The 23,204-nt window shown below is 71.1% G+C and carries 22 protein-coding genes; 12 read left to right on the top strand and 10 right to left on the bottom strand.

Going from position 1 to position 23,204, the window contains the following annotated elements:
• Positions 1 to 337: 337 nt before the first annotated feature.
• Positions 338 to 2,509, bottom strand: coding sequence for an ATP-binding SpoIIE family protein phosphatase (locus FGW37_RS15750; RefSeq protein WP_179081621.1), 2,172 nt, complete (start codon positions 2,507 to 2,509; stop codon positions 338 to 340).
• 177 nt (positions 2,510 to 2,686) lie between these two features.
• Here FGW37_RS15750 and aspS point away from each other — a divergent pair, with 177 nt between their 5' ends.
• Positions 2,687 to 4,450 carry an aspartate--tRNA ligase gene (gene aspS / locus FGW37_RS15745; RefSeq protein ID WP_179081620.1) on the top strand — a complete coding sequence of 588 codons (1,764 nt, stop codon included), beginning with the start codon at positions 2,687 to 2,689 and terminating at the stop codon, positions 4,448 to 4,450.
• Positions 4,451 to 4,519: 69 nt separating this feature from the next.
• Here the strand turns inward: aspS and FGW37_RS15740 are convergent, their stop codons facing one another.
• From FGW37_RS15740 to FGW37_RS15725, 4 genes are all read right to left on the bottom strand, one after another.
• Entirely contained in the window at positions 4,520 to 5,056 is a 537-nt protein-coding gene (locus FGW37_RS15740; protein ID WP_179081619.1) for a DinB family protein, read from the bottom strand.
• 10 nt (positions 5,057 to 5,066) lie between these two features.
• Positions 5,067 to 5,444 (bottom strand): DNA-binding response regulator, encoded by a 378-nt coding sequence (locus FGW37_RS15735; protein ID WP_179081618.1) that lies wholly within the window; start codon positions 5,442 to 5,444, stop codon positions 5,067 to 5,069.
• A 164-nt stretch (positions 5,445 to 5,608) separates the two neighbouring features.
• Positions 5,609 to 7,330: a methionine--tRNA ligase gene (gene metG, locus FGW37_RS15730; RefSeq protein ID WP_179081617.1), complete on the bottom strand. Its 1,722-nt coding sequence runs from the start codon at positions 7,328 to 7,330 to the stop codon at positions 5,609 to 5,611.
• Positions 7,331 to 7,411: 81 nt separating this feature from the next.
• A complete protein-coding gene (locus FGW37_RS15725) occupies positions 7,412 to 7,657 on the bottom strand; it encodes a DUF7848 domain-containing protein (protein ID WP_179081616.1) in 246 nt (81 codons plus the stop codon).
• 114 nt (positions 7,658 to 7,771) lie between these two features.
• Between FGW37_RS15725 and FGW37_RS15720 the strand changes: the two genes are divergently transcribed.
• From FGW37_RS15720 to FGW37_RS15690, 7 genes are all read left to right on the top strand, one after another.
• Positions 7,772 to 8,581, top strand: coding sequence for a helix-turn-helix domain-containing protein (locus FGW37_RS15720; protein WP_246430407.1), 810 nt, complete (start codon positions 7,772 to 7,774; stop codon positions 8,579 to 8,581).
• Positions 8,582 to 8,592: 11 nt separating this feature from the next.
• Complete coding sequence (locus FGW37_RS15715; protein WP_179084723.1) at positions 8,593 to 8,760, top strand: DUF397 domain-containing protein; 168 nt, start codon at positions 8,593 to 8,595, stop codon at positions 8,758 to 8,760.
• 475 nt (positions 8,761 to 9,235) lie between these two features.
• Positions 9,236 to 10,174, top strand: coding sequence for a MarR family transcriptional regulator (locus FGW37_RS15710; RefSeq protein WP_179081614.1), 939 nt, complete (start codon positions 9,236 to 9,238; stop codon positions 10,172 to 10,174).
• Positions 10,175 to 10,296: 122 nt separating this feature from the next.
• A complete protein-coding gene (locus FGW37_RS15705) occupies positions 10,297 to 11,049 on the top strand; it encodes an ArsR/SmtB family transcription factor (RefSeq protein WP_179081613.1) in 753 nt (250 codons plus the stop codon).
• Between the two features lie 102 nt (positions 11,050 to 11,151).
• A complete protein-coding gene (locus tag FGW37_RS15700) occupies positions 11,152 to 11,571 on the top strand; it encodes a peptidase inhibitor family I36 protein (RefSeq protein WP_179081612.1) in 420 nt (139 codons plus the stop codon).
• A 149-nt stretch (positions 11,572 to 11,720) separates the two neighbouring features.
• Entirely contained in the window at positions 11,721 to 12,548 is an 828-nt protein-coding gene (locus FGW37_RS15695; RefSeq protein ID WP_179081611.1) for a hypothetical protein, read from the top strand.
• Between the two features lie 54 nt (positions 12,549 to 12,602).
• On the top strand, positions 12,603 to 13,835 hold the full coding sequence (locus tag FGW37_RS15690; RefSeq protein WP_179081610.1) for an RICIN domain-containing protein: 1,233 nt from the start codon (positions 12,603 to 12,605) through the stop codon (positions 13,833 to 13,835).
• 152 nt (positions 13,836 to 13,987) lie between these two features.
• Here FGW37_RS15690 and FGW37_RS15685 read toward each other — a convergent pair whose 3' ends face one another.
• Positions 13,988 to 14,170: a hypothetical protein gene (locus tag FGW37_RS15685; RefSeq protein ID WP_179081609.1), complete on the bottom strand. Its 183-nt coding sequence runs from the start codon at positions 14,168 to 14,170 to the stop codon at positions 13,988 to 13,990.
• 243 nt (positions 14,171 to 14,413) lie between these two features.
• On the opposite strand from FGW37_RS15685, the gene FGW37_RS15680 reads away from it, so the two are divergent.
• Together FGW37_RS15680 and FGW37_RS15675 are read left to right on the top strand one after the other, a co-directional pair.
• Positions 14,414 to 15,067, top strand: a complete 654-nt coding sequence (locus tag FGW37_RS15680; protein ID WP_179084722.1) for a response regulator transcription factor — start codon at positions 14,414 to 14,416, stop codon at positions 15,065 to 15,067.
• Positions 15,064 to 16,083, top strand: coding sequence for a sensor histidine kinase (locus tag FGW37_RS15675; protein WP_179081608.1), 1,020 nt, complete (start codon positions 15,064 to 15,066; stop codon positions 16,081 to 16,083). Before FGW37_RS15680 ends, FGW37_RS15675 begins: the two co-directional genes overlap by 4 nt.
• A gap of 43 nt (positions 16,084 to 16,126) precedes the next feature.
• On the opposite strand, the gene FGW37_RS15670 is transcribed toward FGW37_RS15675, so the two are convergent.
• Together FGW37_RS15670 and FGW37_RS15665 are read right to left on the bottom strand one after the other, a co-directional pair.
• On the bottom strand, positions 16,127 to 17,653 hold the full coding sequence (locus FGW37_RS15670; protein WP_179081607.1) for a vWA domain-containing protein: 1,527 nt from the start codon (positions 17,651 to 17,653) through the stop codon (positions 16,127 to 16,129).
• 254 nt (positions 17,654 to 17,907) lie between these two features.
• Positions 17,908 to 18,513, bottom strand: a complete 606-nt coding sequence (locus FGW37_RS15665; RefSeq protein ID WP_179081606.1) for a GNAT family N-acetyltransferase — start codon at positions 18,511 to 18,513, stop codon at positions 17,908 to 17,910.
• A 215-nt stretch (positions 18,514 to 18,728) separates the two neighbouring features.
• Here FGW37_RS15665 and FGW37_RS15660 point away from each other — a divergent pair, with 215 nt between their 5' ends.
• A complete protein-coding gene (locus FGW37_RS15660; protein ID WP_179081605.1) occupies positions 18,729 to 19,910 on the top strand; it encodes an alpha/beta hydrolase in 1,182 nt (393 codons plus the stop codon).
• A gap of 25 nt (positions 19,911 to 19,935) precedes the next feature.
• On the opposite strand, the gene FGW37_RS15655 is transcribed toward FGW37_RS15660, so the two are convergent.
• The gene (locus FGW37_RS15655; protein WP_179081604.1) at positions 19,936 to 21,054 is read right to left on the bottom strand and encodes an alpha/beta hydrolase; all 1,119 of its coding nucleotides are present in this window, start codon (positions 21,052 to 21,054) and stop codon (positions 19,936 to 19,938) included.
• Between the two features lie 248 nt (positions 21,055 to 21,302).
• Between FGW37_RS15655 and FGW37_RS15650 the strand changes: the two genes are divergently transcribed.
• Positions 21,303 to 21,959: a ScbR family autoregulator-binding transcription factor gene (locus tag FGW37_RS15650; RefSeq protein WP_058047443.1), complete on the top strand. Its 657-nt coding sequence runs from the start codon at positions 21,303 to 21,305 to the stop codon at positions 21,957 to 21,959.
• Positions 21,960 to 22,154: 195 nt separating this feature from the next.
• On the opposite strand, the gene FGW37_RS15645 is transcribed toward FGW37_RS15650, so the two are convergent.
• Positions 22,155 to 22,757 carry a TetR/AcrR family transcriptional regulator gene (locus FGW37_RS15645; RefSeq protein ID WP_179081603.1) on the bottom strand — a complete coding sequence of 201 codons (603 nt, stop codon included), beginning with the start codon at positions 22,755 to 22,757 and terminating at the stop codon, positions 22,155 to 22,157.
• Positions 22,758 to 23,204 lie beyond the last annotated feature (447 nt).

The raw sequence follows: 23,204 nt of genomic DNA, 5'->3' as shown, positions 1-23,204 counted from the left end.
GGGCGCTCGCGCCCATGAATCCGCCGCGGGGCGCCGGCCGCGCGGCGGGGGCGGTTTGGGCGCTCGCGCCTATGAATCCGCCGCGGCGGCGCTCAGCCCCCGCGGCGGGTTCCGGCGGTGCCGAGCCCGCCTGAGGTACGTACGGCACCGCCGGGTATCTCGTCGGTGGTTGCTCGCCGCTGCGGCGGGGGTGGATTGCCGGTCGGGCAGTGGAGGAGGGCCGCCCCTCGGGCTCGTAGCGGCGCCGCCGGGTACCTCGTCCGTGGTTGCCTGCCCCGCGGCGGGGGTGGATTGCCGGTCCGGCAGTCGAGGAGGGTCCCTCGGCGGGGGTGATCCTCTAGCCGGCCGCAAGGGAGGTCACCCCCGCGCCCTCCTTCTCGTAGAGCTCGAACCAGATGTTCTTGCCCTCGCCGCGCGGGTCCACCCCCCACGCCCCGGCCAGGATCTCCATCAGCACCAGCCCCCGCCCCGACGAGGCCATCTCCCCGGGGTGGCGCCGGTGCGGCAGTTCGTCGCTGCTGTCCGAGACGTCGACGCGGACGCACCGCGCGCCCGGCTCGCCGGTGATCCGGGCGATCAGCACCGCGTCCCCGTCCGTGTGGACGAGGACGTTGGTGACCATCTCCGAGACCATGAGGACGGCGGAGTCGACCTGGTCTCCGTCCGGCCAGTCGTGCATGAGGTCCCGGACCTGCTGCCGCGCCTCGGCGATGCGTTCCGGTTCGGCCTGGGCGATGGTGAGGACGGTGCGCCGCACGGGCCGCGGTACGGTCGCGGGCTCGGCGCCGGCCGCACCGACGGCGCGGGCGAGCAGCAGGACGGCGATGTCGTCCTCGCGGCGGTCCAGGAGCGGGCCGGTGGTGTAGTACGAGGAGGGCCCGTGGACGGCCTGGACGAGGGCGTCTGCGAGCGCCTCCAGGTCGCCGTCGGGCTCGCCGCCGGTGCAGGCCCTTGTCAGGTCCAGGGGCTGTCCTTCGATGACGCCGCGCAGCCGGTCCCACCCGCTGTCCAGGTCGTGGCCGCCGGTCTCGATCAGCCCGTCCGTGCAGACGATCATCGTCTCGCCGGGTTCGAGGACGAGCCGCGTCGTGGGGTAGTCCGTGTCGGGGTCGATGCCGAGCGGCAGCCCGCCGGCGGTGTTGCGGACGAGCATCGTCCCGTCGCCGAGCCGGATGGCCGGGTTGGGGTGGCCGGCCCGGGCGATGTCGAGCCGCCCGCTCTCGGGGTCGACCTCGATGTACAGGCAGGTCGCGAAGCGCGGCTCGGTCTCGTCGCCCTCGGTCTCGGAGGCGTTGATCCCGGCCAGGAAGTGGGAGGCGCGGGAGAGGACCGCGTCGGGGTGGTGCCCTTCGGAGGCGTAGGCGCGCAGGGCGATCCGGAGCTGGCCCATGAGCCCGGCGGCCCGTACGTCGTGTCCTTGGACGTCGCCGATGACGAGGGCGATCCTGCCGAGGGGGAGCGGGATCATGTCGTACCAGTCGCCGCCGACCTCCAGTCCGCCGCCGGTGGGCACGTAGCGCGCGGCGACGGCCATGCCGGGGATGTCCTGCTGCAGGGTGGGCATCATGGACCGCTGCAGGCCGACGGTCAGCTCGCGCTCGGACTCGTGCACGCTGGCCCGGCTCAGGGCCTGGGCGAGCATCCGGGCGACCGTGGTCAGCACCGACCGCTCGTCGGGGGTGAAGGACACCGGCACGCTGAATCCGGCCATCCACGCCCCGATGATCTGTCCCGCGTTGATCAGCGGCAGGAACGCCCAGGACTGCCGCCCGAAGTGCGCGACGTCGTTCCAGGCCTCGGGGAAGCGGCGCTGGTAGTCCTCGGGGGCCGGCAGGTAGATGGCCCGGCCGGTGCGGATGACCTCGGCGGCGGGGTAGGCCGCGTCCATGGGCAGGTCCAGAAACGGTTCTGCGCTCCCGGGTGTGTACCCGTGGTGCCCGATCACCCGGACCCGGCTGCCCTCCCCGCTGAAGACCGCGAGCCCCGACGGCTCGAAGCCCGGCATCGACAGCCCCGCGGCCACCCGCAGCACCTCGGCGGTGGAGCGGGCCTCCGCGAGGGCGCGCCCCGCGTCCAGCAGGAACGCCTCCCGGTTGCGCCGCCAGTCGCCCGTGATCGTCGCCTGCGCCGCCGACGTCCCCGGGTGCGGCTCCGCCACCTCCTGCAGCGTCCCGACCATGGCGAAGTCCAGCCGCCCGGCGGCAGCGGCCCGCAGCTGCGGACGGGCCCGGCTGCGCACCGTCCGCAGGACCCGCCCCTCCTCGTCCACCACCCGCATCCGCGCCTCGGCGAGCGTGCCCTCCGCCACGGCCAGGCTGATCACGCCCATGATCTCCACCCAGTCGACGGCGTGGAAGCGGGCTCTGACGGCGGATTCCGTCAGCTGCGTACGGGCGGCGGGGAGCCCCAGCAGCCGGGCGGCCTCGGCGTCGAAGGTGGCGATGCGCGTGGCGTCGTCCCAGTGCCACAGGCCGGTCGCGGTGGCGGCCAGTACGTCCTCGGTGCGCATTGCCCTACTTTATGCAGGTCTACGCAGGGGGTACCACCGAAGGTACGGTGGGCGGATCTTCACAAGCGCGCAGTACCCTTGCTCCCGTGTTGTATGCACGCCAGCCCTGTGCCGCAGGTATGAGCCCTGTGCCGTAGGCGGGCTGGCCCACGCCCTCGATCACGACTTGGATGAACGATGCATCGGTACCGGTCCCACACCTGCGGCGAGCTCCGTGCGGCTGACGTCGACACCGACGTGCGACTGAGTGGCTGGCTGCACAATCGGCGCGACCTGGGCGGCATCCTCTTCATCGACCTGCGCGACCACCACGGCCTGGTGCAGCTCGTGGCCCGTCCCGGCACCCCCGCCAACGAGGCCCTGAGCCACCTCACCAAGGAGACGGTCGTCCGCATCGACGGCAAGGTCGTCAGCCGCGGTGCCGACAACGTCAACCCCGAGCTCCCCACCGGTGAGATCGAGGTCGAGGTCTCGGCCGTCGAGGTCCTGGGCGCCGCCGAGCCGCTGCCCTTCACCATCAACGCCGAGGACGGGGTGAACGAGGAGCGCCGCCTCGAGTACCGCTTCCTCGACCTGCGCCGCGAGCGCATGCACAGCAACATCATGCTGCGCTCGGCCGTCATCTCCTCCATCCGCGAGAAGATGACCAACCTCGGCTTCAACGAGCTGGCCACCCCGATCCTGTCCGCCACCTCCCCCGAGGGCGCGCGCGACTTCCTGGTGCCGTCCCGTCTGCACGCCGGCAAGTTCTACGCCCTGCCGCAGGCCCCGCAGCAGTTCAAGCAGCTGCTGATGATCGCCGGCTTCGACCGCTACTTCCAGATCGCGCCGTGCTTCCGCGACGAGGACGCCCGCGCCGACCGCTCGCCGGGCGAGTTCTACCAGCTCGACGTGGAGATGTCCTTCGTCGAGCAGGAGGACGTCTTCCAGGTCATCGAGAAGGTCATGACCGACCTCTTCGAGGAGTTCGGCAACGGCCGCCACGTCACCTCCCCCTTCCCGCGGATCCCCTTCCGCGAGGCCATGCTCAAGTACGGCTCCGACAAGCCGGACCTGCGCGCCAAGCTCGAGCTCACCGACGTCTCCGACGTCTTCGAGGGCTCGGAGTTCAAGGCCTTCGCCGGCAAGCACGTCCGCGCGCTGGCCGTCCCGGCCACCGGCGACCAGCCGCGCAAGTTCTTCGACGGCCTCGGCGACTACGCGGTCGAGCAGGGCGCGAAGGGCCTGGCCTGGGTCCGTGTCGGTGAGGGGAACGCCCTCACCGGCCCGATCGCCAAGTTCCTCACCGAGGAGAACGTCAAGGCCCTGGCCGAGCGCCTCGGCCTGGAGCCCGGCCACGCGATCTTCTTCGGCGCGGGCGAGTTCGACGAGGTCTCCAAGATCATGGGCGCCGTGCGCGTCGAGGCCGCCAAGCGCGCCGGCCACTTCGAGGAGAACGTCTTCCGCTTCTGCTGGATCGTCGACTTCCCGATGTTCGAGAAGAACGAGGACACCGGCCAGATCGAGTTCTCGCACAACCCCTTCTCCATGCCGCAGGGCGGCCTGGAGGCGCTGAACACGATGGACCCGCTGGACATCCTGGCCTGGCAGTACGACATCGTCTGCAACGGCACCGAGCTGTCCTCCGGCGCCATCCGTAACCACGAGCCCGACGTCATGTACAAGGCGTTCGAGATCGCCGGTTACAGCAAGGAGGAGGTCGAGAAGGAGTTCGGCGGCATGCTGCGCGCCTTCAAGTTCGGCGCCCCGCCGCACGGCGGCATCGCCCCGGGCGTCGACCGCATCGTGATGCTCCTGGCCGACGAGCCGAACATCCGCGAGACCATCGCCTTCCCGCTCAACGGCAACGCGCAGGACCTGCTGATGGGCGCCCCGAGCGAGGTCGACGAGGCCCGCCTGAAGGAGCTCCACCTGTCGATCCGCAAGCCGGTCGTCAAGTAGTACGCACTTTCAGCGCCGCTACGTGCTGAGCCCCCGCGCCGTCCTCGGCGCGGGGGCTCACGCGTGTCGTCAGTGGCCCGTCTCCCCGTCGGTCCGCTCGCGCAGCAGGTCCGCGTGGCCGTTGTGGCGCGCGTACTCCTCGATCATGTGCAGGTAGATCCACCGCAGGGAGACCTCCTGCCCCCGCACCGTCCCCACCGCGTCCAGCGACAGCGGCGCGCACGCCGACCGGGACCGCGCGATCTGCTCCTGCCACACGGCCACGGCCCTCGCGAGACTCGCGTCCGGCGCGACGGCGAAGCCCCCGTGGGCCTCGTCCAGGAGCTCGGCGGTTCTCGCCTCACCGCCCGCCCCCGGCCCGTACAGCCACGGCACCGCCTCGCGCTGGAGCACTCTGCGGAACCACTGCCGCTCCACCTCGCCCATGTGCTGCACGAGGCCCAGCAGGCTCAGCGCGGACGGCGGCGCCGCCGGTTCCCGCGCTTGCTCGTCGGTCAGTCCGGCCACCTTGCGCGCGAGGGTGGCGCGCTGGAAGTCCAGCCAACTCTCCAGTGTGGTGCGCTCATCGGCCGTCAGGGGTGGGATGGCCCGCTCTGTCGTCACCATGACGGCAGTGTCACATGAGCGCGGTCACCATGGGCAGCTTCGGGCAGCATCCCGCAGCGCTGTGCACGGCTCGCGACAGCTGCCGCCGCGTGATCGCCGGCCGCCACAGCACGGAGCTCACCCCGTACTCCGCCACCGCCATCAGCTCGCTCTCCCCGAGCTCGTCCGCGACCAGCACCACCGGCGCCTCGCCCGCGCGCGCCAGCCGCCGCAGGGTGGCCGCCGCGGCCGGGTCGTCGGCCCCCATGAGGACGAAGTCGACGGCCCCCTCCTCGCCCCGCCGCACCACCTGCACCCCGGGCAGCACGGCCCGCACCTCCCGGGCGAACCGGGCCCGCGCCAGTTCGTCGGTGGCGTGCACGCTGATGGTGATCGGCTTCTTGAACACTGCTCTTCCTCGTCTTCCCGGCTTCCCCCGTACGGTGTGGCTCCCAGCCTGGCCCGCCCGCCTCAACGGACGATTACCGTTCCATCAACGGGCACGCACGGCACGCACGGAGGGCCCGGAACCTCCTCGGTTCCGGGCCCTTCGCCGCTTGGTCTACGGGGTGGCTAGGCCGCCGTCTCCTCGCCGCCGCCGAAGCGCTCGCGGTAGGCCTCCAGGTCGTCCTCGGTGATCTTCGCGAAGAGCACCGGCGGGACGCTGAACGCCGTACCGGCCGGGACGAAGGACAGCGAGCGGGCCTCGTCCTTCGTAACCCACGTCCGCGTGTCGTCGGCGAGGTCGAACGCGAGGCGCAGGGCCGACGCCGACTGCGGGATGAACGGCTCCGAGATCACCGCGTACAGGTGGATCAGGTTCATCGCCGTGCGCAGCGTCAGCGCCGCGGCCTCCGGGTCGGTCTTGATCTGCAGCCAGGGGGCCTTCGTCTCCAGGTAGGAGTTGCCCGCGCTCCACAGCGCGCGCAGGGCCTGCGCGGCCTTGCGGAACTGCATGGCCTCCATGTGCTCCTCGTACTCCTGGAGCAGCTGGGCGATCTCGCGGCCCAGGTTCGTCTCGGCCTCGCCCGCCTCGGAGCCGGCCGGGACCGTCTCGCCGAAGCGCTTCTTGGAGAAGGACAGCACGCGGTTGACGAAGTTGCCGAGGACGTCGGCGAGGTCCTTGTTCACCGTGGCCGAGAACAGCTCCCACGTGAACGACGTGTCGTCCGACTCGGGGGCGTTGGCCATCATGAAGTAGCGCCAGTAGTCGGCGGGCAGCAGCTCCAGTGCGTCGTGCGTGAAGACGCCGCGCTTCTGGGACGTGGAGAACTTGCCGCCGTAGTAGTTGAGCCAGTTGAAGGCCTTGACGTAGTCGACCTTCTTCCACGGCTCGCGGGTGCCCAGCTGGGTGGCCGGGAACATCACCGTGTGGAAGGGGACGTTGTCCTTGCCCATGAACTGGGTGTAGCGGACGTCCGTCGCCTCGTACCACCAGGACTTCCAGTCCCGGTTCTCCGGGTCCTGGCCCGCCCACTCCTTCGTCGCGCCGATGTACTCGATCGGGGCGTCGAACCAGACATAGAAGACCTTGCCCTCGGCCGCCAGCTCCGGCCACGTGTCCGCCGGGACCGGCACGCCCCAGTCCAGGTCACGGGTGATCGCGCGGTCGTTCAGCCCCTCGGTCAGCCACTTGCGGGCGATCGAGGACGCCAGGACCGGCCAGTCCTTGCCGTGCTCGTCGATCCACGCCTCGACCTCGCCCTGCAGGGCCGACTGGAGGAGGAAGAGGTGCTTGGTCTCGCGGACCTCCAGCTCGCTGCTGCCGCTGATCGCCGAGCGCGCGTCGATCAGGTCCGTCGGGTCCAGGACGCGGGTGCAGTTCTCGCACTGGTCGCCGCGGGCCTTGTCGTAGCCGCAGTGCGGGCACGTGCCCACGATGTAGCGGTCGGGCAGGAAGCGGCCGTCCGCCAGGGAGTAGACCTGGCGGATCGAGCGCTCCTCGATGAAGCCGTTCTTCTGCAGCTGCCGCGCGAAGTGCTGGGTGATCTCGTGGTTCTCCGGCGAGGAGCTGCGGCCGAAGTAGTCGAAGGACAGCGCGAAGCCGTCGTAGATCGCCTTCTGCGCGTCGTGCTGCTGAGCACAGAAGTCGGCCACGGGCAGGCCGAGCTCCTTGGCACCCAGCTCGGCCGGGGTCCCGTGCTCGTCGGTGGCACAGATGAACAGCGTCTCGCGACCGGTCTGGCGGAGGTACCGGGCGTACACGTCCGCCGGGAGCATGGACCCCACCATGTTGCCCAGGTGCTTGATCCCGTTGATATACGGAAGGGCGCTGGTGATGAGGTGTCGAGCCATTTCGGCTGCTCCCTGGTCGCGGGCGGTATATGGAGGCCTTTAGCGTATCCGAGCGACCGGGTGTGACCGCGCGCCGTTTCTTCAGGCCATCCAGGCGCGCCAGGGCCGGGTGATCACCTCCCGGTAGGTGTGGTGGGAGGGGTTCCGCCCGGCGTGCCGGAAGGTCCACGCCTGGGCGTCGCCCGGGTCCTCACCCGGCGCGGAGCGCTCCTCGCAGACGGCGCACTGCATGGCGTACGTGACGGGCTCGGCGTCGGGCTCGCGGTCGGGGGTGAGGGTCCAGATGCCGAAGCGGTAGACGCTCCGCGGGGGATTTTCATTACTCACGGCATATTGATGCCCACGGCGGCGTAGCGTGACGGGTCACGGGATGGCTACGGCCGGTGATGTGCGGAATCTCTGGCCAGAGGGTGTGCTGTCTGTAACAGGGAGGGTATGGGCGTGGGCGAGGTTTTCCTTCCGGTCAACCATCGGTATCTCGGAAACCAGTTCATGATGTGGCGCCAGGAGGCCGGGCTGTCACGAGAGGAAGTGGCTGAGGCCGTCGGCTATTCCGCGGAAATGGTGAGGTCCGTGGAACAGGGGCGACGGGCGTGTCCGCCGAGAATGGCGGAGATCGCGGATGAGCTGTTCGGTGCGAGGGGAAAGTTGAAGGCGGGCCTGTCGTATCTGACGCGGGACAAGATCCCCAATCGTTCCCGGGATTTTATGGAGAGCGAGGCCATCGCGATTTCGTGGCGGTCGTTGGAGGGCCTGCTCATCCCAGGGCTGCTGCAGACCGAGGAGTACGCGCGCACGCTCATGGGCGGTGTCTGGCCCCCGGTGCCGCAGGAGAAGGTCGAGGAGAGGCTCTCGGTGCGCCTGGAGCGTCAGAAGCAACTGAGGACCAGGCCTACGGTGCCCTTCGGGTTCGTGGTCTTCGAGGCGGCGTTGCATGTCCCGCTGGGTGGTGCCGAGGCGCAAAAGCGGCAACTGTTGCATCTCGCGGAATCCGCGGAACTGCCGAACGTCACCTTTCAGATCCTGCCCTACGAGCGGGCTGTTCCTAGCGTGCTGAGCGGTGGGATGGTGCTTCTGGAAATGCCGGAGCTCCGTCGGATCGTCTATGTGATGGGGCAGTCCCTGACTGAGCTGGTCACGGAGCCGAAGGATGTCAGCCACTTGGAGCAGAAGTACGCAAGGATTTCTGCTCAGGCTCTCGGCCCCGAGGACTCCGTGAAATTCATCGAGCGGATGGTGGACAGACTGTGAGCTACCAGCTGATGTGGTTCAAGTCCAGCTACAGCGATGAGGAAGGCGACAACTGCGTCGAGGTAGCCAATGGGCCGCGCGTCATACACATACGGGACTCAAAACAAGGGTCGGGCCCTCAAGTCGCCGTAGGCGCCCCCGCCTGGGCGGGGTTCATCGGGTACGTCGCCGCGCCGTAGACGCGTACAGCGGGTGGGGGCCCGTGGTTCAGGTGCGGGTCAGAACGGGCGCGGCTGGGGACCCGCACCCGACCCACGGATCCCCACCCACCCCCCAACCCCCAACCCCCGAACCCCGACCCCCGAGGCTCGGGGCTCCGAATTCGGGGCCGTCGGGCGCCGTTCGCCCCGTACCCGCCCCGTGCCCAGGCGAGCCTCGGGATTCGGGGGTCGGGATTCGAGCGTCCCCTACAAGGAATGGGCGGTGGGTTCTCCCCACCCTCCCACCCAAGCCTCGCGCCGCTCACGCCCGCGCTCGCGCGTAACCACACCTGCATGACTTTCCGCAACCGCGCATACACACCCCGCGCTCAGCGTGTAGCGTGCGCCACAACAAAGCGACCCCGGACCGGTGTTAGCGCACCGAGCCGGGGTCTGACCTCCAAGATCAAGGGAATTTGATCTCGTGGCTGCTGTCCACCTTACCGCTCCCCCCATGGCCGCACCCGGGTACGGCAAACGCACCGCACCCGATCAAGCCCCGCGCTCCCGCGACGACTTCGCCCGCCTCCCCGCCCGCGAGGCGTCCATCGCCTCCCACATCGACCGGCTCCCCGACGGCGCCGCCGTCGACATCAAGACCCTCGCCAAGGAGCTCCCCGCCTACGGGCAGCAGGCCGTGGCCTCCGCCCTCAAGGCCCTCGCCGCAGCCGGCCACCTGCGCCGCATCCGGCGAGTCGCCGGCGAAGGGCGTACCCAGTGGGTGTCCCGCTGGTTCTTCTCCCGCACGCCACGGGACGACGCCTGGTGGGAGGCCTTTCTGGAGAACGCCGAGGGGAAGCCCGCCCTGCCGACGACCCCGGCCACCACCCCGGCCACCACCACGGACGCCGCGGCCACCGCCCCGCCCCAGGCCCCGCCCCGACCCGAGTCCTCCCCCGCCTACATCGCCCTCGCCACCCTCGGCTGCTCCGACCCCCGCCTGATCCTCTCCGCCGCCGAATGCACCGCGCTCGAACCCCTCGCAGCCGAGTGGCTCGCGCGGGGTGTCACGCCTCAGGCCTTCGCGCGGATCCTCAGCAACGGGCTCCCCGGCGTCATCCACTGCCCCGGTGCTTTCACCCGCAAGAGGCTCATCGACAGGCTTCCTCCGGAACCCCCTCCCGCCCCCGCCCCCGCCCCGAGCCGGGAACCGGAATCCCCGAGCCGGGAACCGGAATCGGCACCCCCACCCCGCTGGATCATGGAATGCGCCGACTGCGGCATCCCCGGCCGTCCCGAGGCACTCCCCGGCGGCCTCTGCCGCACCTGCCGCGGCGTCGAACCGCCCCCGGACGGCCAGGACCCGGAGGACGTCCGCGCCCGCGTCTCCCTGCTGCGCGCCATGTCCGCGCAAGCCGCGCGAGGGGCGCCGCCCTCCACGGGCAGGCGGTGACGCGTACAGGCATCCCGGCATCCCGCCCAGCCGCACCCCGCCTCGCCCGCCGAAGTCGGCCAAAGTGCACCTCAGCCGCATTTCGCCTGGTGCCCCCGGAGCACCCTTGACACTCTGCGGCGGTGCTGCGTATTCACTTCACGGACACCGACCTGCTGAACACCCGCGTCGCCACCGCACCGGACGCCGCGTGGGAACTCGTGCTGAGTCTGCGGCACTTACGAAGACGCGTCGTGCCGCCGCGCTACGCCGACTGGCACCGCGACGTCCTCGCGCGGTTCGGGCAGTCGCCGCCGCACCCGCGCCCGCCCGAGGCGTACCGCGAGGTCGCCGTCGAACCGTACTGGGACGACATCCGGTCCAGCGTGGACGGCGACCGCGCCCTGCGGATCCGGGCCCTGCTCGACGGCGGGGTCAACGGCCTGCTCCGCAGCTACCTGCCCACCATGCGGTGGATGCCGCCGACCTTGCACGTCCGCAGTGCCGTGGACAGGGACTACGCCCTCCGCGGCCGCGGGCTGCTGCTCCAGCCGTCGTACTTCTGCCACGGCGTGGCGCACCTGCCCGAGGACCCGGACGCGCCGCCGGTCCTCGTGCACCCGGCGGTTCAGCCGCAATCCGACCCCGCGGGTGACAAGGCGCTGGCCCGGCTGATGGGGGCGACGCGCGCCGGGATCCTCATCGCGGCCGGGACGGCGTGCACCTCCGGGGAGCTCGCCCGCCGCGTAGGCGTCTCCGCTCCTACGGTGAGCCATCACCTGTCGGCACTGCGGGACGCGGGCCTGCTCAGGACCATGCCGCACGGAACGAGCGTGCTGCACGTCCGTACCCGTACGGGTTCCGCACTCGTGAATTCGAGCTGCGAGTTTCGATGAGGATCGAAGGCGCTGTCTTTCCTCCCTCCCGCCGGACAGGATGGCGCACGAAACCGAAACGCTTCCTGCTCCTGCAAACACACGAAACAGGAGGGCTTTGGTATGCGATTCAAGCGTTTGGCCGTGGCCGGGGCGATTGCCGTCGCCACCGCGGGTTCGGGCCTTCTGGCCACTTCGCCGGCATCCGCGGCGACGGACAGTTTCACGCAGAGCTGTTCGACCGGCTATGCGTGCCTGTTCTACTACCAGAACTACACCGGTGCGATCCACAAGCAGGCCCACAACGACGCGAACTACCGGGGCAACACCTTCGTGTCGAGCAGTTCCACGCGGGGCAGCGAGGGATCGAACGCGACGGTGCGGAACAACGCGGCGTCGGTCGACAACTGGGACTTCAACAGCGCCTTCACGGTCTACTCGCTGCCGAACTACCAGGGCGCGCACCAGCGCATCGCGCCCGGTGGCGCCGCGAACCTCAACGACCAGCTGCGGAACAACAACGAGTCGGGCCGTTTCGGGTGACCGAGCACCCCTCGCGTAAAGGGAGCCCCGCCCGTCGTCACGGGCGGGGCGCCTTCGCTGTCGCCCTCGCGGGCGCGCTCCTCGCGCTCGCGGGGTGTTCGGGGTCCTCGTCCGGTGACAAGGTCCCGCAGCCCAGTGCCTTTCCCGCGATGACGTCCGCGGCCTCCCATTCCCTTCCCATCGACCCCTACCTCCTCACCAATGAGCAGGCGGACCGCCTCGATGCCGCACAACGCACCCTCGTAGAACGCTGTATGCGCCGTTTCGAGGTCGCCTATAACCCGCCTGCCCCCTCCACCCCCTTCCGGCCCGAGACCCGTACGCAGTACCGCTACGGCATCACCGATCCCACCGCCGCCGCCCGCCACGGCTTTGCCCCGCCCGGCAGCCCGCGGACGCCGCCCCGGCCGCCCTCGCCGCCGGCGCTCGCCCCCGAGGCGAGCATCGTCCTCACCGGTACGGACGACCCCAGGGCCAAACCGGGCAGCGCGGCTGCGAAGGGAGGGCAGCGGGTCAACGGGCGTACGGTCCCCGCTGGCGGCTGTCTGGGGGAGGCGCGTTCCGCGCTGCGGGCGGACGGCGCCGAGGCCGGGGGAGACGCCCCGGTCGCCGACCGGATCAATTCCGGGAGCTTCGAGCGCTCGCAGCGCGACCCGCGCGTGGTGCGCGTCTTCGCCCAATGGGCGGCCTGCATGAAGAAGCGCGGCTTCGCTTCGTACGACGATCCGCTCAAGGCCGCGGCCGACGCGGCCTGGCGCACGCCCGAGCCGTCCGCGGAGGAGCGGGAGACGGCGGCGGCCGATGCGCGGTGCAAGGGGGAACACAACGTGGTGGGCGTCTGGTTCGCGGTCGACGCGGCGTACCAGCGGCAGGAGATCGACCGGAACGCGAAGGAGCTCGCCGCGGTCAAGGCGGAGCTCGCCACCCGTCAGGAACTGGCCGGGGCTGCCCTGGGCACCCTCCCTCCCCGGCCCTAGGGTGGGCGGCCTGACCCGCACGTTCCGACGTCCGCTCCGTACCCAGGAGGGTTCATGAGCGTCCACGCCACCACCACGTACCTGGTCAGGAACGAGAAAACCGGGCTGTACCTGACGGTCCGGGGCCTCAGCAGGCACGACGCCGCCGATATCGTCCAGGAGCCGCTCCACGACTGGCCGCAGCGCGCGAGCCAGGCGTGGCGCCTGGAGCCCGGGCAGGGCGGTGAGCACGTCTACCGGCTGCAGAACCAGCACAGCGGGCGCTATCTGCAGGTGCGGTACTGCCGCAAGGACCCGGGCGCGCCGGCCGAACAGCGGCACCTGGAGGAGAACGACCCGGCCTACCAGAGTCAGACCTGGGAGATCCGGGACGATGACGACCGCAGGATCGTCAACGTCCACAGCGGGCTCGGGCTGAACGTCCGCGGCCACTCGGCGGCCGCCGGTGCCGTCGTCGAGCAGCAGGCGGGGGACGAGGAGAACAGGGTCTGGCGCTTCGAGGCCGTGGAGCCGCGCGGGGAGGCGAAGCTCTTCCACGCGCTGGCGGGCACGGTCGTCGAGCCGAGTTCGCTCGGGATCCTGGCGACGCTCACCAATGCGCTCAAGGCTTCGCTGGAGGCGTCCGGCGGGATCTTCGGCACGGTGTCGAAGTGGGTGCCGGGGAGCACCACGCCGTACATCGTCTTCGACGGCTTCCGTGGCGAGGAGGTCGTCCGCTTCTCGCAGCGGAACCGGGTGGAGGCCGGGCCGCGGAAGATCAGCGAGCAGTTCCCGCACCTGCCGAAGGAGTTCCACGGCGGCTTCGACTTCGTGACGCGGGCGCCGGGGTGGAGCGAGCACCGGTACGTGGGCGTCAAGGGCGACCTGGCCGTCGAGTTCTCGGACCGGAGCAGCGGCGAGAGCCTGCGCAGCACCGACTTCTACTTTCCGCGCGAGCAGCTGGAGCCGGTGATCGGCGGGGCGGTGAAGGCGGCGGTGCAGGGGACTCCCGACGGCCGGTACCAGCTGGTGTTCGGGGAGAAGGGGGCGACGGCGCTGATCGACGTGCCGCGGGGGCCGGCGGCCGGGAAGCGGGGCGCGGACCGGCGCGACATACGGCCGGTGCGGCTGGACCACCTGCCCGAGCCGTGCAGGCCCGATGCCATCGCTTCGGCGGCGGTGGGCGACGAGATGCACTTCTTCGCGGTCAAGGGCGATCAATACCTCGTCTTCACCTTCCGTGAGGTGATCCACGGGCCGGGGAAGATCCTTGACGCGTATCCGTTCCTGCTGGGGCTGTGGGGCTGAGCGAACGGCCTGGCACGGGCCGTTGTGAGCCGTTGTGACCGGGTGGCGGGGGCTGCCCCTCCCGCCACCCGGTTCCCCTCCCTCTTCAAGGAAGCCTCAGTGGAAGTGGCGACCTCAGTGGAAGTAGGCGGCCTCAGTGGAACCAGGCGGCCTCAGTGGAAGTAGACGACGTCGACCTGGCCGTCCGCCCGGTAGGAGAAGCCGGCTTCGCCGCTGCCTTCTCCGGGCGGGAGGGTGACGAAGTCGACGGCGTCCTGCAGGGATGCGAAGGTGCCCGCGTGGGACGTCTTCACCTCGCCTTCCTCGCTGGGGACGGCTTCGCCGGTAACGGCCATGTGAGAGCTCCTGTATTCCTATGCCGATGCACTGTATCCGCAGAGTGACTCTGCGATTACCAACCGTAGTTGTTCGATCGGCGGACCGTAACCGCGCTCCAGGGGCGCGCGGAGGCATCCCCAGGGGCGCGAACGGCGCGTTCATGTCACCGCTATCCGGTCAATGGAGAGGTTTGCGAAACATGTCCTCCTGTACACCGCATCCTGGGAGGGGATGCGTTGCCGAAGGAGACGGACGAGGACATGCGGGTACTGGTCGCCGAGGACGAAGAGATACTGGCCGAGCTGATCGCCACGGGCCTGCGCCGGGCCGGGTTCGCCGTGGACACCGTCTACAGCGGTGACGCCGCCATCGCCTACCTCTCCCTTCACGACTACGACGTCGTGGTCCTCGACCGCGACCTGCCCCGCGTCCACGGCGACGACGTCGCCCGGCACCTCGTCGCGAACGGCTCCCGCACCCGCATCCTGATGCTCACCGCCGCCGGCTCGATGGAGGACCGGGTGGCCGGGCTGGACCTGGGAGCCGACGACTACCTGCCCAAGCCGTTCGAATTCCCCGAGCTGATCTCGCGGGTGCGCGCGCTGCGGCGGCGCAGCGCCCGCCCGGCGCCGCCGCTGCTGGAGAAGGCCGGGCTGCGGCTCGACACGGTGCGCCGGACGGCCGACCGCGACGGCCGGGACCTCGACCTCTCGCCCAAGGAGTTCGCCATCCTGCAGCTGCTGCTGGAGGCGGACGGCGCGGTCGTCAGCGCGGAGGAGCTGCTGGAGCGCGCGTGGGACGCCCACGCCGACCCGTTCACGGGCGCGGTGCGCGTGGCGATGAGCAAGCTGCGCGGCAAGCTCGGGGATCCGGCGCTGATCCGCACGGTGCAGGGCGTGGGGTACGCGCTGTGAAACCGGTGAGGCGGCCGTTCCTCACGGCCCGTACGCGCATCGCCGTGGCCTTCGGCGGCATCTTCCTCGTGCTCGGCGGGGCCCTCCTGCTCACCGTGAACCTGCTCTCGCGCGCCGGCACCCGGGAGCGGGCGACGACGATCGCGCGGAACGCGGTGCCGGTCGAGATCGTCCGGCCCGGGGAGACGGTGAACACGTGGACGGCGTACCGGATCTCCGGCGACGTCAGCGCCGCCGCCTCCCAGCAGATGATCATGTGGTCGGCGGCGGCCCTGCTCGTGACGGCGCTGCTGGCGGTCGGCGTGGGGTGGTGGACGGCGGGCCGCTGCCTGCGCCCCGTCCAGGGCGCCTTCGAAAGCCAGCGGCGCTTCATCTCCAACGCCTCGCACGAGCTGCGCACGCCGCTGGCCGTGCAGCGCACGGCGATCCAGGTGGGGCTGGACGGGGACCCGTCCCCGGACGAACTGGCCCACGTACGGACCACGCTCCTGGAGGCCAACCGCCGCTCCGAACGGCTCATCGACGGCCTGCTCCTCCTCGCCCGCAGCGACCGCGGCCTGGAGCGCCGCGACCCGCTCGACCTGGCCGAGATCGTCACGGAGGAGACCGGCGCCGTCGCGGGCCGCGCGGAGCGGGCCGGGGTGCGGCTGTCCGTGCGCAGCGAGCGGGCGCCGCTGCGGGGGAACCGGGTGCTGCTGGGGCAGCTGGCCGGGAACCTGCTGCGGAACGCGGTGGAGTACAACCACCGCGGCGGCGACGTGTACGTGCTGGTCGAACCGGGCCGGCTGGTGGTGCGCAACTCCGGCCCGGTCGTGCCCGCGGCGGACATCCCCGCCCTCTTCGAGCCGTTCCGCCGGGGGCGCGGCAAGGAACGGCTCTCCGGCGGCACGGGCCTCGGCCTGTCCATCGTCCAGTCCATCGCCCGCGCCCACGGGGGGCGGGCCTGGGCCGTGCCCAACCGGGGCGGGGGGCTGCGCGTGACCGTGGAGATACCGTCAGCCCTTGTCAGGCCTTGACTCAGCCCGACGCAGTCCGACTCAGTCCGACTCAGTTCTTGACTCAGTCCTTGACGATGCCTGCCGCCCGGGCCTCCTTCAGCCAGTCCGGGAACTCCACCATCAGCTCCGCGTAGAGCCGGGCGGCCGTCAGCGACTTCGGGTCGCGGCCCGCGTGGAAGAACCCCGCGTTGTCGACGACGCGCTTCTCCGGCACGGGGAGGTCGTCCAGCTTGCGCAGGAAGTCGAAGCCCTTGCCCTCCGGGTCGCCGAAGGCGACGAACTGCCAGAAGATCGGCAGGTTCGCGCTCTCGCAGAGGGCGCGTTCCGCGGCCGCCTTGCTGTACGGGCCTCCGTCCGTCTGGAAGATGACGAACGCGGGGGCGGTCGAGCCGGACTTCTTGTAGTGCTCGATCACCGCCTCCATCGCCCAGTGGTAGTTGGTGCGGCCCATGTGGCCCATGGAGGAGTGCAGTTCCCCGATGCGTCCCTCGTAGTTGCCGAGGTCGACCTCGGCCACGCCGTCGACGTCCGTCGAGAAGAAGACGACCGGGACCGTACCGTCGTCGTCCAGGTTGGCGGACAGGCCCAGGGCCTGCTCGGCGAGGTGCTGCACCGTGCCGTTCTTGTAGAACTCGCGCATCGAGCCGGAGCGGTCGAGGACGAGGTAGACGGCTGCGCGCTGCCCGGTCAGGCCCTGCTTCTCCAGGGAGAGGCCGGCGGCCTTGTAGAGGCTCACCAGTCCGGGAGCGGACTTCTCCACCTTCGTCAGGCTGATGGCGGGGGTCTGCGCGGGGGCGGCCTGGGCAGGGATGGCCGGGGCGGGGACGGCCTGTGCGGGGGCGGTCTCCGCCGGGGTCCCGTCGCGCGGCGGCATGGCCGGGGAGGGCTCCGGCACCGGGCCCGGCGCGGGCTCCGGCTTGCGGACCGGGTCCGGGCCGGGGGCCGGCTCGGGCACCGGCTCCGGGTCGACCGGCGGGACGGGCTCCGGCTCGGGGATGGGCTTGGGCGTGGGCACCGGAGTGGGCTGCGGCTCGGGCTCCGGGCTCGGCTCCGGCGGGATCGGTCCCGGGCCCGGGCGCGGGCCGGGGGTGGGTCCGGGCCGCGGCGGCACGTGCGGCTCCAGCGGGCCGGGGTCGGGGATCGTGTCACCGGCCGGCTCGGCGGCCGGCTCTGCGGTCCGGGCTCCGCTGCCGCCCTGCTGCGGCGGCACGGGTGCGCGGAGAGGCTCGGTGACCTTCGGTTCGGTGGTCTCCGGCTCGGCGGACCTCGGTTCGGTGACCTTCGGCTCGGCGGTCCTCGGTTCGGTGGCGGCCGCCGGCTCGGGGGCCGTTGCGGGTGCCGCCGTGGGGGCCGTCTCCTCCGCGGGTGTCCGTGGGCGGGCCACGACCGGATCGGGGCGGGATTCCGTAAGAGACGGGTCACGGGACTCCGTGCGCGCCTCGCCGGAGGCGGCCCGTGGCCCGGGCTCCTGCGAGGGCGCGGGCACGGAAGGCGGCGCGCTCTGCTGGGGCAGGCTCGCGTCGTCTCGCTCGGCCGTCGCTGTCCTGGACCGGCCGAACGCGTTCCGCAGCAGACTCCGAATGCCCATGTGGAGTAGTCCTTCACGTGTCTCGGGAGCTATGAAATGTCCGTGTTGCGGTTATACGTCCCCCGGGGGGACGGTGACGTAAGGCTAGCCGCCCCCCTATTCCCCGCATGCTCAGACCCTCGCGAGGCACTCCCGGCCGCCCCACGCACGGGGGACGGGCCCTACGCCCACTTGGGGCCACGAAAGTTCACGCCGCGTCAGAAACGGGCGCCGCGGACATCGTTTTCACGCCACTCGGAGGGGGAACCTCCGGGTCAGCGGCGCAGCGGCCGGACGAAGACCTCCAGGGCGTCCCCCACGTCCCCCGCCGCGGGCGGGCGCACCTGCCCCGCCCGCTGCCAGCCCCACGCGCGGCGGGCGCCCTCCGCCTCCGGGGCGTGCGCGTCCGAGGGGGCCATGACCAGCGCCGCGAGCGACGCGCCGCTGCCGGACAGCAGCCGGTCGTGCAGCCGCCGGCCGATGCCCTGGCGGCGGTGGCGGGGCGCGACCACGAGCTCGGCGACGGCGAAGACCCGGCCGGCGGCCGTCAGCTCCTCCAGCTCGCCGGGGACGGGGCCGAGGAAGCCCTGCCACCGGACGCTGTCGCGCGCGAGCGGATAGCCGTAGGCGCAGCCCACCGGGCCGCCGGCGTCCGCGACCACCAGGTCGAAGCCCGGCCGCGCGGAGTGCTCGGCGAGCCGCTCACGGAAGCGGTCGCGGCTGTGGAAAGGCTCCACGCGCGGCTCCCTCCCGGGCCCTCCGTGCGGCCCGCCCCGGCCGACGTGCGGTCGTGCGTACGCCGTGACGTGCAGATCCGCGAGCTGGTCGCGGTACTGGTCGGCCTGCCAGCGGCTCAGCCTGCGAAGGAAGACGTCACCCATGCGCCCTTCTTGCCCAGCGGAACCCCTACCCACCCGCCGACGCGCACGGTTTCCGGGGCGAGAACGGCAGGGGGCGGACAGGCCACGGGCGGGACAAGAGCAGGGTAAGAAATCGGTCCAGGGCAACCCTGTCCGCCCATTCCGGCCTCTTCATCGGTGAGTATCGCTTTACCGAACATGAGTACCCACCACAGGGGCAGGGGGCTGAGAGACGCATGGGCCTGACCAGCAGGTCGCTCTTGTACACGGTGGTGTTCGTCGCCGTGCTGTGTGTGGGTCTCACCCTCTGGCTCTGGCCGCGGCTTTCCGGGCGCGGTGTGCTGCCCCTGCTCGGACGGCTCGGCGCGATCCTGGTCACGCAGCTGACGATCATGTCCTCGGTGCTGCTCGCGGTGAACTCCGCCAACAGCTTCTACGGCTCGTGGGGCGAGCTGATCGGCAAGTACGACCGGGCGCCGGGGCAGGTCACCCAGGGCATCGAGAGTGGTGGCCCGAACGCCGCGGCGGTCGACGCGGGCAAGGGCGGGCTCGTGAAGCACACCGGCACGGAGGGGATCGACAAGACCGACATCCCGCAGGGGCCGAAGGACAAGGTCGGCGCGGTGGAGTCGGTGCGGCTCGTCGCCCGCCGCGCGGGTGTCGTGGAGCCGGCGTTCGTCTACCTGCCGCCGCAGTACTTCCAGGAGCAGTACAAGCGACAGCGCTTTCCCGTGATCATCGCCATCAGCGGCTACCCCGGCGGTATCACGAACCTCTCCCACTTCCTGCGGGTGCCGAAGACGGCGAGCGAGCTGATCACCGAGCGCCGGATGCAGCCGACCGTGATCGTGATGGTCCGGCCGACGATCGCGCCGCCGCGCGATACCGAGTGCGTGGACGTCCCCGGCGGCCCGCAAGCGGAGACCTACTTCACCAAAGACGTGCCGGAGGCCCTCAAGAGCGCCTACCGCGTCGGCCACGAAGCCAGCGCGTGGGGCGTCATGGGGTACTCCTCGGGCGGCACGTGCGCGCTGGAACTCGCCATGCGGCAGCCCGGAACGTATCCGGTGGCGGGCGCCCTCTCCGCCGACTACAAGATCAAGAATGATCTGACCACGGGAAACCTCTTCGGTGACGGCGAGGAGGGCGAGAAGAACAAGCGCGAGCACGATCTGATCTGGCGGCTGAAGAACCTGCCGGCCCCGCGCGTCTCGGTGCTCGTCACCAGCAGCAAGGAAGGCGAGAAGAACTTCAAGGAGACGGAGAAGTTCCTCAAGGCGGTCAAGGAGCCGATGACGGCCGCGAAGATCATTCTTCCGTCGGGGAGCCACAACTTCACCACGTGGCGGCGCGAGGTCGGGCCGACGCTGGAGTGGATGGGGAAGCAGATGACGTTTCCGCAAGACGTGAACAACTAGGACGGGGTGGCCTGGCGCCGTGGGCTCAGCGCCCGTCGGCCGTCCCGTCATCCGTCCCGTCGGCCATGCGGTCGGCCTGCGCCGGCTGCTCCGGCCCGTTCAGCTCCTCGCTCAGCCAGGAGAACGCGGCCGGGTACATGGAGATCCAGGTGTGGTAGTTGTGCCCGCCCGCCGGGGCCACCATCGTCCGCAGCCGCACGCCGCTGCCGAGCGCCGCCTGCCGGAACTGCTCGATGAGCGAGGGCGGGCTGGCGCGGTCCTGCCGTGACGTCGCCAGGAACAGCCCGACGCCGGCGTGGTCGGTGTGCGCCACCAGCCACGTCGGGCTGTTGCGCTCGCGCAGCCCGGCGTCGGGCAGCGCGCCCTGCGCACCCGTCAGCGGATCGGGGTCCAGGGCCGCGCCCGCCCCGAAGACCTTCGGGTACTGCAGGGGCAGCTTCGCCGCGCAGTAGCCGCCGGTCGAGATGCCCAGCAGGCCCCACGAGCGGGGGTCCTTCGCGGTGCGGAAGTGATGCCGGATCAGGTCCGGCACATCCCGGGAGAGCCAGGTGGCGACCTTGTGCCCGGGGACGTCGGAGCAGTCCGTGTCCTGCCCGCCGGGGTCGATGACCGGCACGGCCAGGATGAACGGGCGGCTCGCCCCCGCCCGCAGCAGTTTCGCGTAGTCCCCCGGCATGTGGCCCTGCTCCAGCCACGACTGCGGGGAGCCGGGCACGCCGTGCAGCAGCATCACCACCGGAAAGGGGGACCGGCGGAAGCGCGGGTCGTCGTATTGCGGGGGCGTCCACACCATCACCTGGCCCGACAGCGCGGAGTGCGGCCCCCGGACGTACGTCTGCCGCATCCCCGCGTCACCGCGCAGGAAGCGGGCGCGCTCGGGCGGCGGGCCCGGCATCGCCACGGGGCCGCCGCCGGTGCGCCCCAGCAGGTCGTCCCAGGAGGCGTAGAGGCCGTAGCTGGTGTTGATCCAGGCGGCGACGACGCAGATGGCGGTGGCCTGGCAGAGCCCGATCATGGCGACGCGCGACGCCCAGCGGACGGGGGCCGGGCCGGGGATGCGCGCCCAGAGCAGGAGGGTGGCCAGCACGGTGCAGACCGTCGCCGCGGCCAGCGCGGCGAAGAAGGCGGTTCCGGTGAGACTCATCGCCGGCGCGCTCCCTCCGCTCCCTCGGCTCCCTCGCTCCGTCCACAGATCTCGCTCCGTCCATAGATACACGCTGGAGGAGATACGCGTTGGAGGCGCACGTTGGCTTGTTCGCTCTCCTCCCTTGACGCCGGTGTGCTGCATACGCTCGACGCCGCGGGCGCTCCCGGTACCGGCTGCGGCCGCTGGATGCCCAGTCCCGCACCGCGCGCAGCGGTGCGCGGGCCCCATCGACCCGGAGGCGTGCCGTGGCCAAGCAGGACCGTGCGATCAGGACTCGACAGAACATCCTGGAAGCGGCCGCGGTGGTGTTCGACGAACGGGGCTACGACGCCGCCACGATCAACGAGATCCTGGCGCGGGCGGAGGTGACCAAGGGGGCGCTGTACTTCCACTTCCCCTCGAAGGAGGACCTGGCGCACGCCGTCATCGACGCCCAGGCCGAGGCGACGTCCGCGCTGCTGGACCTGCCCGGGGGCTGCCGGATGCAGCGGCTCGTCGACCTCGGGATGGTCTTCTCGCACCAGCTGCTGGTGGACCCCGTGCTGCGCGGGAGCGTACGGCTGACGATGGAGCACGGCTCGCCCGCGCTCCACCGCAGCGGGCCCTTCACGGGGTGGACCGAGCTGCACACCCGGCTCCTGGTGGAGGGCAAGGAGCGGGGGGAGGTGTTACCGGACGTCGTGCCGTGGGAGGTCGCCGAGCTGATCGTCGGGGCGTTCGGGGGCATCAACGCGCTGTCGCAGTCGCTGTCCGACCGCGCGGACCTGGAGCGGCGCGCGATCGTCCTCTACGAGCACCTGATGCCCTCCGTCGCCGTACCCGCGGTCCTGGCCCGGCTGGACATGGCCCCGGGGCGCGGAGCGAGGGCGCTTGCCGCGCTGGAGCCGGTGGGGGTGGCTTAGGGGGCGGCGCCCTCGCGGGGCGACCGCCCGGCCCGGCGGTTCGCCCACGCGGGGTCGGTTGGGCACCGCCGGGGTGCGACGTCGTGGTTGCGCGCCGTTGCGGCGGGGGTTGTGCGGGCTCGGTCCGCGTCGTCAGTCGCCGGCCGGGGCCCGTGCCGGGGGCCGGCCCGTTGTCGGGCCGTGGCCCCGAGCGTGTCAGCCGCCGGCCGTGGACATCGCGTCGGCCGTCGGGGAACGTACCCCCGCCAGGGTGTCCAGGGCCACGTCCAGGAGCGCCTCGCGGCGCTCCTCCGGTGTGCCGCCCAGGGCGTCGGGCGTGAACGCCCCGAAGTGCACCGTCATCACCGCGCTCGCCACGCGCGCGTGGCACCCGAACGCCAGGTCCCCCGCGTGCATCAGCCGCGAGATCGAGGTGACCCGGTCCCGCAGCTCCTGGCCGATCGCCAGGTCCCGCAGCGTCGCCTGGTTCTCCTGCAGGATGTGGTAGATCGGCATCGCCGACCCCAGGGCCACGCTGTACCGCCGCAGCAGCTCCCGCTTGGTCTCCATCGTGGCCGGCTGCTCCTCGGCCCAGGCGATGAGTTCGTCGACCGGCCTGCCCAGATCCCGGGAGATCGCGCTGAGGATGTCCTCCTTCGTCTTGAAGTGGTAGTACAGCGCCGCCTTCGTGACGCCGAGCGCCTCGGCGATCTCCCGTAGCGACGTCTTCTCGTAACCACGCGAGACGAAGAGGTCCAGGGCCGTTTTCTGGATGCGCTCCCGGGTGTCGCTCCTGCGCGCCTGAGGGGTGCTGCCCATGGGTCTCTCCTGCCGTTGTCGTGAACCTGTCGCCCCCCAGCTGAACCTACTTGACGCCCGGTTAGCCGACAGCCTTCCTTCCTGCCGATCCCAACTGACCGGTCCTGCAAGCAAGTGGACGTGCAGGTCCGCCACCGCACACGTCTGGGGGAGTGGAGATCATGCCGCAGAAAGAGCCCCCGGCGGAGGGTGCAGCGGCCGACCGCGACACCACCGACACGCAATACATACATTGTCGTGGTCAGGATGGCCGCGTGGTAGCCAAGTGGCCATAGAGGCGCCCGACATGGGCCGCGTCAGCATCGTTCCCCGGACACCCCGTGAGGCGTGCATCGCCACCCATTCCTTGACATACGTCCTTGACGGCCCACAAGGCGCGTCTTACGTTCTCCCTAGCTAGCCAACCGACCGGCAAGTGTGGTCGGCGGGCATCGGAGGGGGGATCCG

Origin of the sequence: Streptomyces rectiverticillatus (assembly GCF_013394065.1) — a bacterium.
Lineage (GTDB): Bacteria > Actinomycetota > Actinomycetes > Streptomycetales > Streptomycetaceae > Streptomyces > Streptomyces rectiverticillatus.
This window is presented reverse-complemented; position numbering and strand designations above follow the sequence as displayed.